17 protein-coding genes are annotated in these 15,261 nt (G+C 66.2%); 8 read left to right on the top strand and 9 right to left on the bottom strand.

Annotated elements, in window-relative coordinates; all coding sequences use genetic code 11:
• Window positions 1-457 precede the first annotated feature (457 nt).
• Window positions 458-898, top strand: coding sequence for a GNAT family N-acetyltransferase (locus tag N5A92_RS19760; protein ID WP_260905694.1), 441 nt, complete (start codon window positions 458-460; stop codon window positions 896-898).
• A gap of 43 nt (window positions 899-941) precedes the next feature.
• Here the strand turns inward: N5A92_RS19760 and N5A92_RS19755 are convergent, their stop codons facing one another.
• Window positions 942-1,736, bottom strand: coding sequence for a class I SAM-dependent methyltransferase (locus N5A92_RS19755; RefSeq protein ID WP_260905691.1), 795 nt, complete (start codon window positions 1,734-1,736; stop codon window positions 942-944).
• A 77-nt stretch (window positions 1,737-1,813) separates the two neighbouring features.
• Here N5A92_RS19755 and N5A92_RS19750 point away from each other — a divergent pair, with 77 nt between their 5' ends.
• Window positions 1,814-2,947, top strand: a complete 1,134-nt coding sequence (locus tag N5A92_RS19750) for an AraC family transcriptional regulator (protein WP_260905689.1) — start codon at window positions 1,814-1,816, stop codon at window positions 2,945-2,947.
• Window positions 2,948-2,971: 24 nt separating this feature from the next.
• Here the strand turns inward: N5A92_RS19750 and N5A92_RS19745 are convergent, their stop codons facing one another.
• The 6 genes from N5A92_RS19745 to hemC all read right to left on the bottom strand — a co-directional run bounded on the left by N5A92_RS19745 (window position 2,972) and on the right by hemC (window position 9,130).
• A complete protein-coding gene (locus tag N5A92_RS19745) occupies window positions 2,972-3,757 on the bottom strand; it encodes a glutamine amidotransferase (RefSeq protein WP_260905687.1) in 786 nt (261 codons plus the stop codon).
• Between the two features lie 8 nt (window positions 3,758-3,765).
• The gene (locus N5A92_RS19740; protein ID WP_260905685.1) at window positions 3,766-4,239 is read right to left on the bottom strand and encodes a tellurite resistance TerB family protein; all 474 of its coding nucleotides are present in this window, start codon (window positions 4,237-4,239) and stop codon (window positions 3,766-3,768) included.
• 131 nt (window positions 4,240-4,370) lie between these two features.
• Window positions 4,371-5,984, bottom strand: coding sequence for a heme biosynthesis protein HemY (locus N5A92_RS19735; RefSeq protein ID WP_260905684.1), 1,614 nt, complete (start codon window positions 5,982-5,984; stop codon window positions 4,371-4,373).
• A 12-nt stretch (window positions 5,985-5,996) separates the two neighbouring features.
• Window positions 5,997-7,388 carry a COG4223 family protein gene (locus N5A92_RS19730; protein WP_260905683.1) on the bottom strand — a complete coding sequence of 464 codons (1,392 nt, stop codon included), beginning with the start codon at window positions 7,386-7,388 and terminating at the stop codon, window positions 5,997-5,999.
• A gap of 92 nt (window positions 7,389-7,480) precedes the next feature.
• On the bottom strand, window positions 7,481-8,197 hold the full coding sequence (locus N5A92_RS19725; protein WP_260905682.1) for a uroporphyrinogen-III synthase: 717 nt from the start codon (window positions 8,195-8,197) through the stop codon (window positions 7,481-7,483).
• Window positions 8,198-8,200: 3 nt separating this feature from the next.
• A complete protein-coding gene (gene hemC / locus N5A92_RS19720; RefSeq protein WP_260905681.1) occupies window positions 8,201-9,130 on the bottom strand; it encodes a hydroxymethylbilane synthase in 930 nt (309 codons plus the stop codon).
• A gap of 97 nt (window positions 9,131-9,227) precedes the next feature.
• On the opposite strand from hemC, the gene tsaD reads away from it, so the two are divergent.
• The 6 genes from tsaD (at window position 9,228) to N5A92_RS19690 (ending at window position 13,409) form a co-directional block, all read left to right on the top strand.
• On the top strand, window positions 9,228-10,313 hold the full coding sequence (gene tsaD / locus N5A92_RS19715) for a tRNA (adenosine(37)-N6)-threonylcarbamoyltransferase complex transferase subunit TsaD (protein WP_260905680.1): 1,086 nt from the start codon (window positions 9,228-9,230) through the stop codon (window positions 10,311-10,313).
• Window positions 10,310-11,299, top strand: coding sequence for an NAD(P)H-dependent glycerol-3-phosphate dehydrogenase (locus N5A92_RS19710; RefSeq protein WP_260905679.1), 990 nt, complete (start codon window positions 10,310-10,312; stop codon window positions 11,297-11,299). Before tsaD ends, N5A92_RS19710 begins: the two co-directional genes overlap by 4 nt.
• Window positions 11,300-11,567: 268 nt before the next feature.
• Window positions 11,568-11,864: a YciI-like protein gene (locus N5A92_RS19705; protein WP_260905678.1), complete on the top strand. Its 297-nt coding sequence runs from the start codon at window positions 11,568-11,570 to the stop codon at window positions 11,862-11,864.
• The gene (locus N5A92_RS19700; RefSeq protein WP_260905677.1) at window positions 11,864-12,289 is read left to right on the top strand and encodes an EVE domain-containing protein; all 426 of its coding nucleotides are present in this window, start codon (window positions 11,864-11,866) and stop codon (window positions 12,287-12,289) included. Before N5A92_RS19705 ends, N5A92_RS19700 begins: the two co-directional genes overlap by 1 nt.
• Entirely contained in the window at window positions 12,244-12,945 is a 702-nt protein-coding gene (locus N5A92_RS19695) for a class I SAM-dependent methyltransferase (protein WP_425248613.1), read from the top strand. Before N5A92_RS19700 ends, N5A92_RS19695 begins: the two co-directional genes overlap by 46 nt.
• A 56-nt stretch (window positions 12,946-13,001) precedes the next feature.
• Window positions 13,002-13,409 carry a DUF1761 domain-containing protein gene (locus N5A92_RS19690; protein ID WP_260905675.1) on the top strand — a complete coding sequence of 136 codons (408 nt, stop codon included), beginning with the start codon at window positions 13,002-13,004 and terminating at the stop codon, window positions 13,407-13,409.
• Between the two features lie 24 nt (window positions 13,410-13,433).
• On the opposite strand, the gene N5A92_RS19685 is transcribed toward N5A92_RS19690, so the two are convergent.
• Together N5A92_RS19685 and ftsY are read right to left on the bottom strand one after the other, a co-directional pair.
• Window positions 13,434-14,087: a septation protein A gene (locus N5A92_RS19685; RefSeq protein WP_260905673.1), complete on the bottom strand. Its 654-nt coding sequence runs from the start codon at window positions 14,085-14,087 to the stop codon at window positions 13,434-13,436.
• A partial coding sequence (gene ftsY, locus N5A92_RS19680; RefSeq protein ID WP_260905671.1) for a signal recognition particle-docking protein FtsY occupies window positions 14,088-15,261 on the bottom strand: 1,174 nt, incomplete at its 5' end.

Genomic DNA, 15,261 nt, shown 5'->3' with positions numbered 1-15,261 from the left:
GGCTCCGGACGGACACACGCAGTGAAGCGCCTTTGCCGAAACCCCGCGGCTTTTCCGCATCCGGCATTGCCATCTTGCGATGGGCCTGCCGGACTCCGGCCCGTTCGCGGGCCCTCACATGCCTCCGGAACCGACCCGGAGGGGGAGGCTGCCGCCGCTATCCCGAACACCCGGTGCGCATCCGGTTCCCGCGAGAGCGATGAGGCTATGATAGGGGCGGCGTGAGGTGGGGGGCGAGTTTTCCTGCGAGAAAAGTTTGCAGGTTGTGGGGGATCAATGGGTTGGCGGGAACGAGGGGCGGAATTTATCCCCACTTTGGATCAACATTGGGCCAGCCGGCGCCTGTGATCTATCTCGTCGCCCCTTCATCGCCCAGGTACAACGGCCGCAGCGGCGCTGGTCCTTGCCGCTCTTGCTCACAGCGGCAAGATCGCCGCGACAAATCTGGAAAGCACCCATGCCCGAAGCCATCATCCGCCGGTTTTCAGCCATCGACCGCAAGCGCTGGAACGCACTTTGGCAGGACTACAACATCTTCTACGAACGCAGCGTCGAAGATCGCGTCACCGAGCGCCTGTGGTCGCGATTGCTCGAGAACAGCGGCGAGCCCTATGGCTTCGCCGCTGAGCTTGACGGCGTTGTGGTCGGTTTTGCCCACTACTTCTTCGTTTTCTCCACCTCCGACTGGAACCCGCGCTGCTACCTGCAAGATCTGTATGCCGAGCCGGCGGCACGTGGGCGGGGTGTCGGCCGTGCGCTTATCGAGGCGGTCTACGCGGAAGCGGACCGGAAGGAAGCCGCACAGACCTATTGGCTGACCCAGGAATTCAACCACACAGCCCGCAGGCTTTATGACCGCGTGGGCAAGCTCACGCCCTTCGTCAAGTATCAGCGATAGTTTGTGTTGTCCCGGTTTTGCTGCGCCCTCACCTAAATTTCGATCAGAACTTCTGTGCCTTTATGACGAGCGACGGCATGTCGAATTCGACCGTGCCGCCGTCGATCACGAAGGGTCTGAGCGCCGTCTCCGACTCCGTAAGAAGCCGCTCGAACTGCTCGTCGGTCAGCACGCCGCCGAGGGTCCACACACAAGCGCGTTCGGTGGACACCAACGCATCGATCGATTTGAAGCGAACCTTTCCGTTGCGCTGGACGACCTCGGCATCCGCGATGCCGGCTTCGTTGCAGATTGCATGCAGCCGCCCGGCATCACCGAGGCTGAACGGCGCGCGGAAGGCATCCCCCACCTCCTTACCGAACAGCCGGTCGAGCAGCAGCGCGAAAGCGCCGTAGCCCGGCGAGTTTTCGACCGCATCGCACACGGCGACCGCCAATCGACCGCCCGGCTTCAAGACCCGCATCATCTCGCGAAGCGCCTGCGGCTTATCCTCGAAGAACATGAACCCGAACTGACTGACAACGGCATCGAAGTCGTTGTCCGGTAAAGGCAGCGCCTCGGCCGTTCCTTCCATCCATTCGATCTGCACGGGCTTGCGACGGGCGACCGCCAGCATTTCCGGATTGGCGTCAAGCCCGACAATCGAGCCCGATGGGCCGGCGATCTCGGCTGCGGCGAGCGTCAGAGCGCCGGTGCCGCAGGCCACGTCGAGCACGCGGTCTCCCTTCTGCACCCCAGCTTCCGCAGCGATCACAGGGCCCCATTGGGCAAACAGCGCCGGCACGAAACGGGCATCGTATATCTCCGCCGGACTGCGCACTTCCTCAAGCGTAGTCATGGTCTTGTCTCCAGCCTGATCTTCAGTTTCCGGTACATCCGGTGGATATGCCGGTGCGCAAAGAGTATGCTTCGAGGATGGTTCAGGCCCATGATCGTAAGTCTTTATCGCTTGCCGCATCGTCCATAGCGCTCGATGCGGAGCGGGCGGACGACACTTCAGCGGTGGTGCCGCCTGCCCCGGACAGGACGCATGGCACCGATCCGCTTTCAGACGTCCTGCGCACGGTCAAGCTGACGGGGGCGCTCTTCTTCATGGTGGATGCGTCCTTCCCCTGGGGCGTGGAGGTGCCGCACGCGGATGAGTTTTCCTCCATCATCCTGCCAGGCGCCCAGCATATCGTGTCCTATCACGTCATCTTGAAGGGCTCGGGCTGGGCCGGCATTCCGAACGTCACCTCCACGTCGTTCGAGGCCGGTGACGTGCTGGTGCTCCCGCATGGCGACCCGTATTTGATGCTCAGCGAGCCCGGACAGCCGCCGGAGTTCGATGCTGAAGCGACAATGGACTATTTCCGGGACATGGCTGCGGGCAGGTTGCCCTTCGTATCGAAGGAAGGTGGCGGCGGCGAGCCGCGCAGCGAATTCGTCTGCGGCTTTCTCGGCTGCGACATGCAGCCCTTCAACCCCGTGCTCTCGACCCTGCCGCGCCTCCTGCGGATCAAGCAGTCCCACAACGGACGCGAGAACCTTTTGGGCCGTCTCATCGATCTCACGCTTGCCGAGGCGCGCTGCCCGCGGGTGGGCGGCGAGTCGATCCGACTGAGACTGAGCGAGCTGGTTTTCGTCGAGGTGATGCGACGATATCTGGAGACCCTGCCGGCCCACGAAACCGGCTGGCTTTCGGGCCTGCGCGACCCTGCAATCGGCAAAGTCCTGGTGATGCTCCACAAACAGCCCGCATATCCCTGGACCCTGAACGAGTTGGCGAGTCGTGCCTGCATGTCGCGAGCAGCACTTGCCGCACGCTTCACCCATGTCGTCGGTCATCCCCCGATGCAGTATTTGACGCTCTGGCGCATGCAGATTGCCGCACGTCTTCTTGCGGATGACTCCATGAAGGTAGCCACGGTGGGCCGTGAGATCGGCTACGAATCCGAGGCAGCCTTCAGCAGGGCTTTCAAAAAGGCCGTAGGCGTTTCACCCGCAGCGTGGCGTGACGGCACGGTTGGAACCGATCAATCCCCAGACCGGGCCGAATTTAGACGCTAGCGGTATTCCCACCGCCGGCCGGGTCTACGCCACACCCCGCCGCCCAACCTGGCGCCGTCCGACGGGTTTGCGAGCCTCGGCTTCGTCTCCCGCCGTCACGCGGGCTTCCATCCCGGCGCCAAAGACGATGTCGAGGAAGCCTACCAGCCACTGCTTCAGGTGCGTGTCCCAGATGAGCCGGCCGCCCAGATGGTCGCGGCCCTGCTGGGCGCCGGGGAGCACGAAGCGGTGCGCGCCGTGCACCACCCAGCGCTGCATCATCGCCCGCGTCAGCTCTGCATGGAACTGGATGCCCCAGGCGTTGCGGCCGTAGCGGAAGGCCTGGTTCGGATAGTGGTCGGCGGTGGCCAGCAGCGTGGCGCCGGAGGGCAGCGAGAAGCCCTCGCGGTGGAACTGGTAGACCATCTCCGGCCAGTGCATGAGGTGCCGCCCCTCCTCCGTGGGTTTGAGCGGATACCAGCCGATCTCCACCAGCCCGTCGTCGTGGCTCGTCACCTGGCCGCCCAGATGGTTGACCAGCATCTGCGCGCCCAGGCAGATGCCGAGGAAGGGTTTTTCCTCCTTGAGCGGCACGGAAAGCCATTCCGTCTCGCGGCGCACGAAGTCGTCATGGTCGTTGGCGCTCATCGGCCCACCGAAGATGACCGCGCCCTCGTGCTCGGCAAGGGTTTCGGGCAGGGGATCGCCCAGCGGCGGGCGGCGGATATCGAGCGTGAAGCCGTTGCGTTGCAGAAGCTGGCCGACCCGGCCAGGGCTGGACATCTCCTGATGCAGCACGATCAGGATCTTCTTGTCGGTCCCCCTGGCCATCTTCGCGGCTACTCGTCCCCTTCCCCGTCTTCCGTCTTCCGCACGCGCTGTCGCATGGTCACGCGTGTACGCGTGTCGACGCCGATCAACTCGGCCACGCGCCAGACCAGGTTGTCCTCTAGTTCATGCATCTCGCCGTCGGCGAAGACGATCTCCCACATCAGCCGGATGAACTCGGCCCGCGCATCGTGGTCGAGGTGCCGCTTCAGGACGCTGGTGAAAGTGTAGAGATCGACGGCATCGGCCTCGGCTTCCTCGCCGGCCTTCATCAGCGCCTTGAGCTCCGCCCCGTGCAGGTCGTAGGCCTGCGACAGCGTCTCCTTCAGCCGCGCCTGCTCCTCGTCGCTGCGCTCGCCGTCGGCCGCCATCACGTGGATGAGGAGCGCGGCGGCGGCTACGCGCGGGTCGTCCGCGTCCAGATGTCGCGATGTGTCGCCGCCTGCCGGCAAGTCTTTCAGGAATGAGAGGATGCGTTCGAACATCGAGATCCTATGGAATCATCGCGGATATGTTGCGGACGGGCGGCAGGCCGCACAAGCGCCTTTTTTTGCGCCTGCTACGACTGTAAAGAAAAAATAATCGCCAGGGTTCCCCAACCGTTCCGGCCCGTTCATCAAAACAACCGGAAACGGGACGCCCCGTTTGCCTTTTCCTCGTCCGGTTCGACACCGGGATCATCGGGAATCGGCGGCCGCTCCTCGGCGGGCTCGTCCGGCGCCGGCGGCCCTTTTTCACCCTCGCCGTTTCCTTCGGCTTTTTCCGGCAAAGGCTGCGCTTCTTCCGGCTCGGCCGGCGCTTCCTCTTCGGCCGGCGGCGGAGGAACAGGCTCGGCATCGACCGTGACGACTGTCTCTTCCTCTGCAGGTTCTTCGGCAGGCGGCTCCTCGGCCACTGCCGGCAGTGCCGCCAGCGCCTCTTCGCCTTCGATCACCTGGCCCAGCCGCTCCACCGGCACACGCCATTCGAAGGCGTCCAGCTGCCCGGTCACGGGCGAGGCGGGCGCCCAGTGTTCCGACACGACGCCGTCGGCCACCCAGGCGGGATCGCGCGGCGCGCGCACCGCCTTGGCGAGCCAATGGCGCACGCGGCCCTGGTCTCCGGTCTCGGCCTCCTCGATATCGGCCAAAAGCAGAAAGGCGCCCTCGCGCGGGGCAATCCGCACGGCGGCTTCTGCTGCCGCGCGGGCCTCCTGGAACTCGCCAGCGTCGAGCGCGGCGCGGGCCACCACCAGCTCGGACTCCACATGATTGAGCTTCAGACGCGCAAGCCGCTTGGCCCGCTCCAGACGGTCATGGGTGGAATCGCCCGAGCGTGCATGGACGTAAAGGTCCGCCACCTCCGGATGGGGCTCCTTCTTCCATACCGCTTCCAGCACCTTGGAACCGCGACGCAGGTCGCTCTCCCGGAAAAGAGCGCGCGCGGCCGTCACCGCCGCCGGCACGAAATCCGGCTGCAGGCGGTGCGCCTCCAGCGCCGCCGCGCGCGCGGCGGCTGTGTCGGTGTCGAGCTGCTCCATCGCCTGTGCGGTGAGAAGCACGGCACGGCGGCGGGTCTGCGCCTCGCGGTCGGCCTTGTGCGTCGCCTTCTGCGCCTCGACGAGCGCCAGCGCGCCCGGCCAGTCGCCCTCCTCGGTCTTGGCTTCAAGCGTGGCATTCACCGCCCAGTTTAGCTGCGGCGCCTGGCTGGCCGCCCGAGCGGCGTAGTGGCGGGCCGCCTCCCGCTCGCCAAGCCGCTCGGCCTCCAGATAAAGCCCGCGCAGACCCAGAAGGCGCGTTTCCGGGTCGTCCGCCATGGCGGCGAATTTCTTTCGCGCCGTCTCGTGGTCGCCTTCCAGCAGGGCCGCCTGCGCATCGAGCAGGTGGATGAGCGGCTCCTGGTCCGAGGAGATCATCTTCGCCGCCTGCTTGCCCATGCGCTGGGCAAGCCCGCCGTCGCCGGCGCCGGCGGCGATCATGCCAGTGGAAAGCGCCTGATAGCCCCGATCGCGCCGCCGCACGCGGAAGTAGCGCGCCACCGCGTAAGGGCTGTTCCAGATGCTGCGGATCAGCCACCACACGATCATCACCGCGGCGACGACCGCCACCACCAGCACCGCCGCCACCATCAGCGTCACCTCGTAGCGGTATCCGGCGAAGGTGATCACCAGATCGCCCGGCCGCTCCGCCAGCCAGGCAAAGCCGAGGCCGAGCAGGAAGACAACGACGAGAAAGAAAAGAATGCGAAACATGGGCGTCCTTCCTCAAGCCGGCTTCAGCGCATCGGAAAGCGCCTGTTCGAGAACCCCGTCCGCCGCCTGTCTGGCGCGCAGCCTCTCGGCAAAGCTGTTTGCGGCCTCCTGCGCCTCGGGCGGCAGGGCCTCATATTCGGCGAGTGCCTGGGCGTAGTCGCCCTCGATGACGGCCGCTTCCAATCGCGCGGCGATCGCCTGCGGCGTCTCGCCCTCGACCTCGCCCACCGGCCGCACCGTGATTGCCGAGCGCGCGCTTGCCATCAGCCGCTCGAAGAAACCGGCCCCCTCAGGCGGGGCGGACGCCACGGCGGCGATGCGCGAGGCCACGCCCGGCGCCTCCTCGGCGAGCTCAGCGTGGGTGGGGATGCCCGTATCGGCATATTGCCGCAACGGATCGAGTTCGGGCGTGTCGGGCGCCAGCGCAGAATAAGTTTCCAGTTCGCTGGCGAAGGGCTCGCCTCGCTCCACCGCCGAGCGCAACGCCGACGCCGCGACCACCAGCGCCAGCCGCGGCCCCTCGTCCTGGCTCGCCACCTGTTCGGAAAGGGCTTGCACCTCACCGGAGAGGGTATCGAGCTGCTGCGCGTTGGCGGACGCTGCCTCCTGCGCGGCTAAGGCCGATTCGAGAGCCTCGAGGCGTTCGGCCGATGCACCGTTGGCCCCGGCCTGCCCGGCCGTTTCGGAAAGGCTTGCCAACTGGCTTTCCAGATCGGAGAGGCGCGCGTCGAGTGCGTCGAGGCCGGCGGTCTCGCCCGCCCCGCCGGAGGAGACGGACTCCTGTAGCGAAGACACCATCTCGCGAAGCTCGGCGATCTGTTGCCGCGGCTCGGCCAGCGCCTGCTCCACCGTCTCGTCGGACGGGCCCGCCGAAGCAGTCTCGCGCAGCTGCGATATCTCGCCACGCATCGTCTCGACCTCCTGGCGGAGGCCTTCCACAGCCGCATCCGGAGCGTCCCCTGGCGCGCCCGGAACGGGCAGTACGTTCGCCCATTGCAGAGCGCTGGCCAGAACCAAGCCGATGACACCGCCGGCGACACCCGCCGCCAAGGCGCGGCCACCCCCGCCGCCCGAACGCGGCTCGGCAGGCGCGGGTTCCGAAACGGGTTCATCCTGTGCGCCGGCGTCGGCCGTTTCGGCGTCACCCGCTTCGTCGGTCGGGCCTTCGCCCTCAGCCTCGGAAGCTGCGTTCTCCTGCTCGTTCGAGGCGTGTGCTTCTTCCTTCTCTGCCGCCTCCGATGTCTCCGCCGCAGCCGCCTCCTGAGCCTTGCCTTCCTCGGCGGGGGCGGGGCCGGTCGTGTCCTCGGCCTCTTCCGATTCGCGCTTCACTTGGTCGGCTTCGAGATCGATCGTCACCGGCTCCCGTTTCGTTCTGGAGTGGCGCGTCCTCGGTGTCTTGGCCATCAGGCAGCTCCGCTGGCAGTTCCAGTTCTTGTCCGCTTGTGCGGCGCAGCACCTTCCCTAGCACACGGAAAGGGCATGAGAAGAGGCAGACGTCACATTCCTACCTCAAGCAAAGAAAACATCGCCTCCTCGGTCGGTTCCGCGGCAACGCGCACCCTGGCCCGAGGCACATGGGGCAGGCGCTCGGCGACGCGCGCGGAAATGGCAATGAAGACAGTACCTTCGAACAATCCCGCAGAGGCACGCTCGTGGAGCCGTCCGAACGCCTCCACCGCGAAAGCCGAGTAGAAAAGCGCGGCGTCGATGGGGGCGGCGCCGAACGCCGCGTCGATTTCGCCTGGAGAGGGGGAGAGCGGCAGCGTCTCGTAGGTCTCGACGACATCGACCGCGAATCCGGCTCCGGAAAGCCCCCATTCCAGCGTCTCGCGCCGCACCAGCCCGGCGAGGACGAGCACACGCCCACCGGGCGCCACGCCGCCGGCGATGCGTTCTACGAGCCTCTCCGCATCGCCCGCGCCGGCGTCTGCGACTGTGAGTCCCGCTTCCCGCGCTGCCCCCGCCGTCCTTTCGCCAACCGCATAGGCCGGCAGATGCGCGATGTCCCGCACAAGATCGGCCGGCGCGTGGCGTACGGCATTGGCGCTGGAGATCGCCACCGCGCTCGATTGCGCGGCCGCCGGCCACGCGCCCGGCCGCAGGGGTTCTATCTTCGTCAGCGGCAGGACAACCGGCACGAAGCCTCTGGCCTTCAGCCGCGCCGCCGTCCGCGACGCGCCGGGCTCAGGCCGTGTGACGAGGACGCGCCGCATCCCTTATTCCCAGGCCTGAAAGAAAGTGCTTCCAGCCTTCTCGCGGATGCGCGCGCCTGCGTCCGCGCCGATCTTCGCCGCCTCGGCAAAACCGCCCTCGCCGGAGATCTCGTGCGTCTCGCGCCCGTCCGGCGTCAGGATCATTCCGGTGAAGCTGACCCTGTCGCCTTCAACCGTGGCCTGCCCGGCAATCGGCGTGCGGCAGGAGCCGTCGAGCGCGGCCAGGAATGCCCGTTCGCATGTGAGGGCGATACCCGTCGCCTTGTGGTGGATCGCCCGCACCAGCGGCAGGATGCGCTCATCGTTCGCGCGGCTCTCGATGCAGATCGCTCCCTGCCCCAGCGCCGGCGGAAAGGTCGCCGGATCCATGACGGCGCTTGCCACATGCTCCAGTTTCAGCCGTTTCAACCCGGCGAGCGCCAGGAGCGTGCCTTCCGCCACGCCTTCTTCCAGCTTTTTGAGCCGCGTCTGCACGTTGCCGCGGAACATGCCGACGTCGAGGTCCGGCCTGATCCTCAGCGCCAGCGCCTGGCGGCGCAGCGAGGAGGTGCCGAGCTTCGCCCCATGAGGCAGATCATCGAGCCGCTTCACCGACCGGCCGATGAAGACGTCGCGCACGTCCTCGCGCTCCAGGAAGGCGGAAATCTCCAACCCCTCCGGAAAGAGGGTCGGCATGTCCTTGGAGGAATGCACGGCGAGGTCGATACGTCCATCGATCAGCGCCTCCTCGATCTCCTTGGTAAAAAGCCCCTTTCCGCCGGCCTGCGAGAGCGGCCGGTCCTGGATGAGGTCACCCGAGGTGCGGATGACGACGATCTCGAACGCTTCCTCCGGCAGCCCATGCGCCGCCATCAGCCGCGCCCTGGTCTCCGCCGCCTGGGCCAGCGCGAGGGCACTGCCGCGCGTTCCAATCCTCACCACATCCGTTTGCATGCCGCCATGTCCGTGCTAACCCGCATCTCCTGAATTCAGGATAGTTCCCTACCTATCGGGGATAGCACTTATCGGCAACAAAGGCAGGCTGGACCGAATGACGCGCGTTCTGGGCATCGAGACGAGCTGCGACGAGACCGCCGCCGCCGTTGTTGTGCGCGCGGATGACGGCGCGCCGGCGATCCTGTCCAACGTCGTGCTGAGCCAGATCGAGGCGCATGCGGCCTTCGGAGGCGTGGTGCCGGAGATCGCCGCCCGCGCCCATGTCGAGGCACTCGACGGGGTGATAGAGGCGGCCCTTGCCGAGGCCGGGCTTGCACTCGATGACATAGATGGCATTGCCGCCACTGCCGGCCCCGGCTTGATCGGCGGCCTGATCGTCGGCCTCACGACAGCCAAGGCCATCGCCGCGGCCGCCGACAAGCCACTCCTGCCGATCAACCACCTGGAAGGCCACGCCCTGACGGCGCGCCTGACCGACCGGCTCGACTTTCCCTATCTCCTGCTGCTCGTCTCCGGCGGTCATACGCAGCTCGTGCACGTTGCGGGCCTCGGCCGCTACGAGCGCTGGGCGAGCACCATCGACGATGCGTTGGGTGAAGCGTTCGACAAGACGGCGAAGCTCCTGAGCCTGCCTTATCCCGGCGGCCCCAACGTCGAAAAGGCTGCGCTGGCGGGCAACCCGAAGCGCTTCACCTTCCCGAGGCCGCTCAAGGGCGAGGCGCGGCCTGATTTCTCCTTCTCCGGCCTCAAGACCGCGGTGCGCCGTGCCGCCACGGAACTTGCACCTTTGTCCGAGTCAGATATCGCCGACATCTGCGCGTCCTTCCAACTCGCCGTCACCGAGACTCTTGCCGACCGCGTGGCGCTGAGCCTCAAGCGCTTCCGCAAGGCGCACCCGAAGCCGAAGCGGCCGGCGCTGGTGGTGGCCGGCGGTGTGGCCGCCAATGCCGCCATCCGCACAGCGCTGGAAGCCCTGTGCGAGCGCGAAGGTTTCCGCCTTGTGGCGCCGCCGCTGAACCTATGCGGCGACAATGCCGCCATGATCGCCTGGGCCGGGCTGGAGCGGCTGGAAGCGGGGCTCCCGGAGGATGATGCGCTTGCCTTCGCGCGTCCGCGCTGGCCGCTCGACACTGCATCAGAGCCGCTTTTCGGCGCCGGTAAGCGAGGGGCCAAGGCATGAGCGAGACGTGGAACATCGCCGTTCTCGGCGCTGGCGCCTGGGGCACGGCCCTTGCGCTCACCGCGCGGCGCGGCGGCCATAAGGCGACGCTGTGGGCGCGTGACGCCGAGACCGCCCACGCAATCAACCGCACGCATGCGAACAGCCGCTATCTGCCGGGCGTGAAGCTCGATCCCAGCCTTGCTGCGCTCACCGACATCACTGCCGTTCTCGACGGCGCGCACTGCGTGCTTGCTGCCACGCCGGCGCAGACCCTGTGCGCGGTGCTGGGCACAGCCCACGATGCGCTCGCGCCGAATGTTCCCGTGGTGCTGTGCGCCAAGGGCATCGAGCGCGAGACCGGGCGGCTGATGTCGGAGGTTGCCCGCGAGGTGCTGCCGCAGAACCCGCTCGCCGCCCTTTCCGGCCCCAGCTTCGCCGCCGACGTGGCGGCCGGCCTGCCGACGGCCGTTACCATTGCCGCCCATGACGGTGCGCTGGCGGCGGAACTTGCAGCGCGCCTCTCCGCCCCCAACCTGCGCTGCTATTCCAGCGGCGATCTTGTTGGCGTGGAGATCGGCGGGGCGCTGAAGAACGTGCTTGCGATCGCCGCCGGCGCAACCAGCGGCGCCGGCTTCGGCGCCAGCGCCGTTGCCGCCATCATCACCCGCGGCTTCGTGGAACTGAGACGAATTGGTGCGGCCTTCGGCGCCCAACCAGAGACGCTGATGGGCCTGTCCGGCCTCGGCGATCTGGTTCTCACCTGCAGTTCCGCACAGTCGCGCAATTTCTCCTATGGCCTGGCGCTGGGCCGGGGCGAAAGCGTGGAGGGCCTGCCGCTTGCCGAGGGCGTTTATACCGCCGGCATCGCCGCCAAGATTGTGCGCGAGCGTGGGCTGGAGGCGCCGATCATCGGGAGCGTGACGGAGATACTCGAAGGTCGCCTCACGGTGGACGCCGCCATGAAGGCCCTGCTTGCGCGGCCGTTGAAGAGCGAGGTTGAGTGAGGGGGATGGCGGTGCTCCGAGGTTGTGTAAAGGTGCGAGGCTGGCATCCCGTCGCGCCCCCTCTGCCCTGCCGGGCATCTCCCCCGCGAGGGGGGAGATTGGCCGTCATCGGTTGGTTCGCCAATCGCCAGCGTTGCAGGAAAGGCGCTGGAGCAAGCTGCCAGTGTAATCTCCCGCCTCTTGTGGGGGAGATGCCCGGCAGGGCAGAGGGAGGCGCGAAGGGTACAAACGCCGCCGAACAACCGATTTGAAGGAGGGAAAGCTGAAAATGATCTTCGTCATCCTGTGCCAGGACAAGCCCGGCCACCTGCAGGTGCGCATGGATACGCGCCCTGAGCATGTCGCCCATCTGGAAAAGCTTAACGCCGCAGGCACGCTGAAATTCGCCGGGCCTTTCCTTGACGACGAAGGGAAGCCCTGCGGCAGCATGGTGGCCGTCGAGGCGGAGGATAGCGCCGCCGCGGAGGCCATTGCCAAGGCCGACCCTTATGCCCTTGCCGGGCTCTTCGAATCCGTTGAAATACGCCCGTGGAACTGGGTCTTCAACAAACCGGAGAACGCGTGATGGCTTATTGGCTGTTCAAATCGGAGCCAAGCTCCTGGTCCTGGGAGATGCAGAAGAAGAAGGGCGACAAGGGCCAGGAATGGGATGGCGTGCGCAACTACCAGGCGCGCAACAACATGCGTGAGATGAAGATCGGTGATCTCGGCTTCTTCTATCACTCGGTGAAGGAGACGAGTGTGGTCGGCATTGTTGAAATCTGCGCCACCGTCCATCCCGACTCAACCACCGACGACCCACGCTGGGAATGCGTCGATATCCGCGCCGTCCGCGACGTGCCGAAGCCTGTTTCGCTGGAGGATATCAAGGCCAACCCGAAGCTGAAGGACATGGTGCTGGTCAACAATTCGCGCCTTTCCGTGCAGCCGGTGAGCGCGGCGGAATGGCAGGAAGTCTGCCGCATGGGGGGCCTCGACAGGGCGCCGTGATCCGAAAGCTGACACCTGAAGGCGCGGAAGCTTTCATCCGCGCCAACACCACGCTTCGACCCCCGCCCCATGTGCCGGAAATCCGCCTTCATCTCGCCGACGAGGCGCACGACCTTTGGCAGCGCACGGAGGAGGAGCTCGACGCGATAGGCTTGCCGCCGCCCTTCTGGGCCTTCGCATGGGCCGGCGGCCAGGGGCTCGCCCGCTATATCCTCGACCATCGAGAGGCGGTGCGCGGCCGCACCGTCTTCGACTTCGCCACCGGTTCCGGCCTCGTCGCCATCGCTGCCTGCAAGGCGGGTGCGACGCGGGTGACGGCTGCCGACACCGACCCCTTCTCCGCAACCGCTTGCGGCCTCAATATGGCGGCAAACGGGGTCACCTTCGGTTTGACAGCCGACGAGCTTGTCGGCAGCGATCCCGGATGCGAGGTGCTTCTTGCCGGTGATGTCTTCTACGACCGCACCCTTGCTGAAATGGTCGCGCCCTGGTTTGCGCATCTGGCCGCCAGCGGCATCACCGTCCTCGTCGGCGATCCGGGCCGGGCTTACCTGCCGAAGGCGCAGATGCAGCCGCTCGCCACCTACTCCGTTCCCGTCACCCGCGCCTTGGAAGACGCGGAAGTCAAACGCACCACGGTCTGGCGCTTCTCTTGACGCTGGAAGCGCGCGGGCGTTCAATCCTGCTGTGCATCAATATGCGGAGGGGACTGATGGATTTCGCAGGAATTCAATATCTGGCGATTCTTACCGCAGCCGTCGCCGCCTTCGCCTTCGGCGCAGCCTATTACGGCCTGCTCGGCAGGTTCTGGATAAGTGCGGCACGCCTGAAGCCCGAAGAGATGCAGATGAGCCCGGTGCCGTTCATCACGTCTTTCGTGGCCGAGCTCATCATGGCCTGGGTGCTGGCTGGCGTCATCGGCCATCTGGGCACGGGCCAGGTGACCTTGTGGAACGGCCTCGTCTCCGGCGCTTTCGTTTGGCTCGGCTTCATGGCCACCATCATCTCCGTCAACCACCGCTACCAGGGCTTCGGCTGGGACCTCACCATCATCGACGCCGGCCACTGGCTGGGTGTGGCGCTCATCATGGGCGGCATCATTGGCTGGTTTGGGGTTTAGGCTGGGAAGGAAAGCGTCTGAGGCCTACTCCCCCGGCTGCTTCTCTTCCAGCGAATGCCGCATGATGAGCGGCATCTGGCTCATGGTGAAGATGAGGGTGATAGGCATGATGCCCCACACCTTGAACGCCACCCAGGCGTCGGTAGAGAAGGTGCGCCAGACGATCTCGTTGGTGACGGCGAGAAAGAGGAAGAACAGCCCCCAACGCAACGTCAGCTTCCGCCAGCCTTCCGCGTCCAGCTTGAAGGCCGAATCGAATACGTAGCCCAAGAGCGACTTGCCGAAGGCGAGCCCGCCGAGAAGCACGGCACCGAACAGCGTGTTGACGATGGTAGGCTTCATCTTGATGAACATCTCGCTATGCAGATAGAGCGTCAGCGCGCCGAAGACGAAGACGACGATGCCGGAGACCAGCGGCATGATGGGCAGCGTGCGCGTCAGGAGCCATGAGGCGCTGAGCGCGGTCGCCGTCGCCACCATAAAGAGCGCCGTGGCGATGAACAGCGGACCGCCGAGGCTGCCGAGCGCCGGGAACCGCTCCGCCAGCCACTCGCCGCGCGCATTGGCGAAGAAGAACACCAGGAGCGGGCCGAGCTCCAGCACCAGCTTCAGGAGCGGGTTGATCTCCTTGCGCTTCGGGTCCGACGGATCGCGTTCGAATATTGTCTTGTCAGTCACTCAGGCAACTCCCGCGATCGCTTTTGCGAAATCGCTCGCCGAAAAAGGTTCCAGATCGTCGACCTGTTCGCCGACGCCGATGAAGTAGACCGGCAGCTTGTGCTTTGCCGCGATGGCGACGAGGATGCCGCCGCGGGCCGTGCCGTCGAGCTTGGTCATGACCAGCCCGTTCACCCCCGCAACATTGCGGAAGATTTCGACCTGATTAAGGGCGTTCTGCCCGGTTGTCGCGTCCACCGTCTGCAGCACGGTGTGCGGCGCCTCCGGATCGTGCTTGCCGAGCACGCGGACGATCTTTTCCAGCTCAGCCATGAGCTCGGCCTTGTTCTGCAGCCGGCCTGCCGTGTCGATGATGAGCACGTCGCTGCCGGCGCGTTTGGCCTGTTCGTAGGCATCCCACGCAAGCCCCGCCGCGTCGGCCCCGAGCTTGGAGGCGACCACGGGCGAATTCGTCCGCTCGCCCCAGATCTTGAGCTGCTCGATCGCCGCGGCGCGGAACGTGTCGCCCGCCGCCAGCATCACCGACAGGCCGCCTTCCCTAAGCTTCGCCGCCAGCTTGCCGATGGTCGTCGTCTTGCCGGTGCCGTTGACGCCGACGACGAGGATCACGTGCGGCTTGTGGCCAAGGTCGAGCTCCAGCGGCATCGCCACGGGCCCCAGCACCTTCTCGATCTCCTCGGCCATCACCGCCTGCACTTCGGCGCCGGAGATGTCCTTGCCGTAGCGGCCGACCGACAGCGCGTCTGTCACGCGCATCGCCGTCTCTAGCCCCAGATCGGCGCGCAGCAGAACATCTTCGAGGTCCTGCAGCGTGTCCTCGTCGAGCTTGCGCTTGAGGAAGATGCCGGAGATGTTGTCGCGCAGTTCCCTGGAGGAGCGTGACAAGCCTTCGCGCAGCCGCTGGAACCATGGCTTGCGCGGCGCCTCCTCGACCGGGAGCGGCGCTTCTTCCGCCTTGCGCTCGACGGCCCTTGAAACCGTGACTCTGGCGGCACGCAAACTTTCATCGCCGGCACCCGCTTCACCTCGCCCTTCAACAAGCTCAGGATGAGTGTCGAGCGCTGCAACCTGCCTGTCTGGCTCTGGCTCTGGCTCTGGCTCTGGCTCTGGCTCTGGCTCTGGCTCTGGCTCTGGCTCTGGCTCTGGCTCTGGCTCTGGCTCTGGCTCTGGCTCT

The organism is Chelativorans salis (assembly GCF_025336525.1).
GTDB classification, from domain to species: domain Bacteria; phylum Pseudomonadota; class Alphaproteobacteria; order Rhizobiales; family Rhizobiaceae; genus Chelativorans; species Chelativorans salis.
The sequence above is the reverse complement of the archived record's forward strand: the minus strand, read 5'-3'. Positions and strand labels throughout refer to the sequence as shown.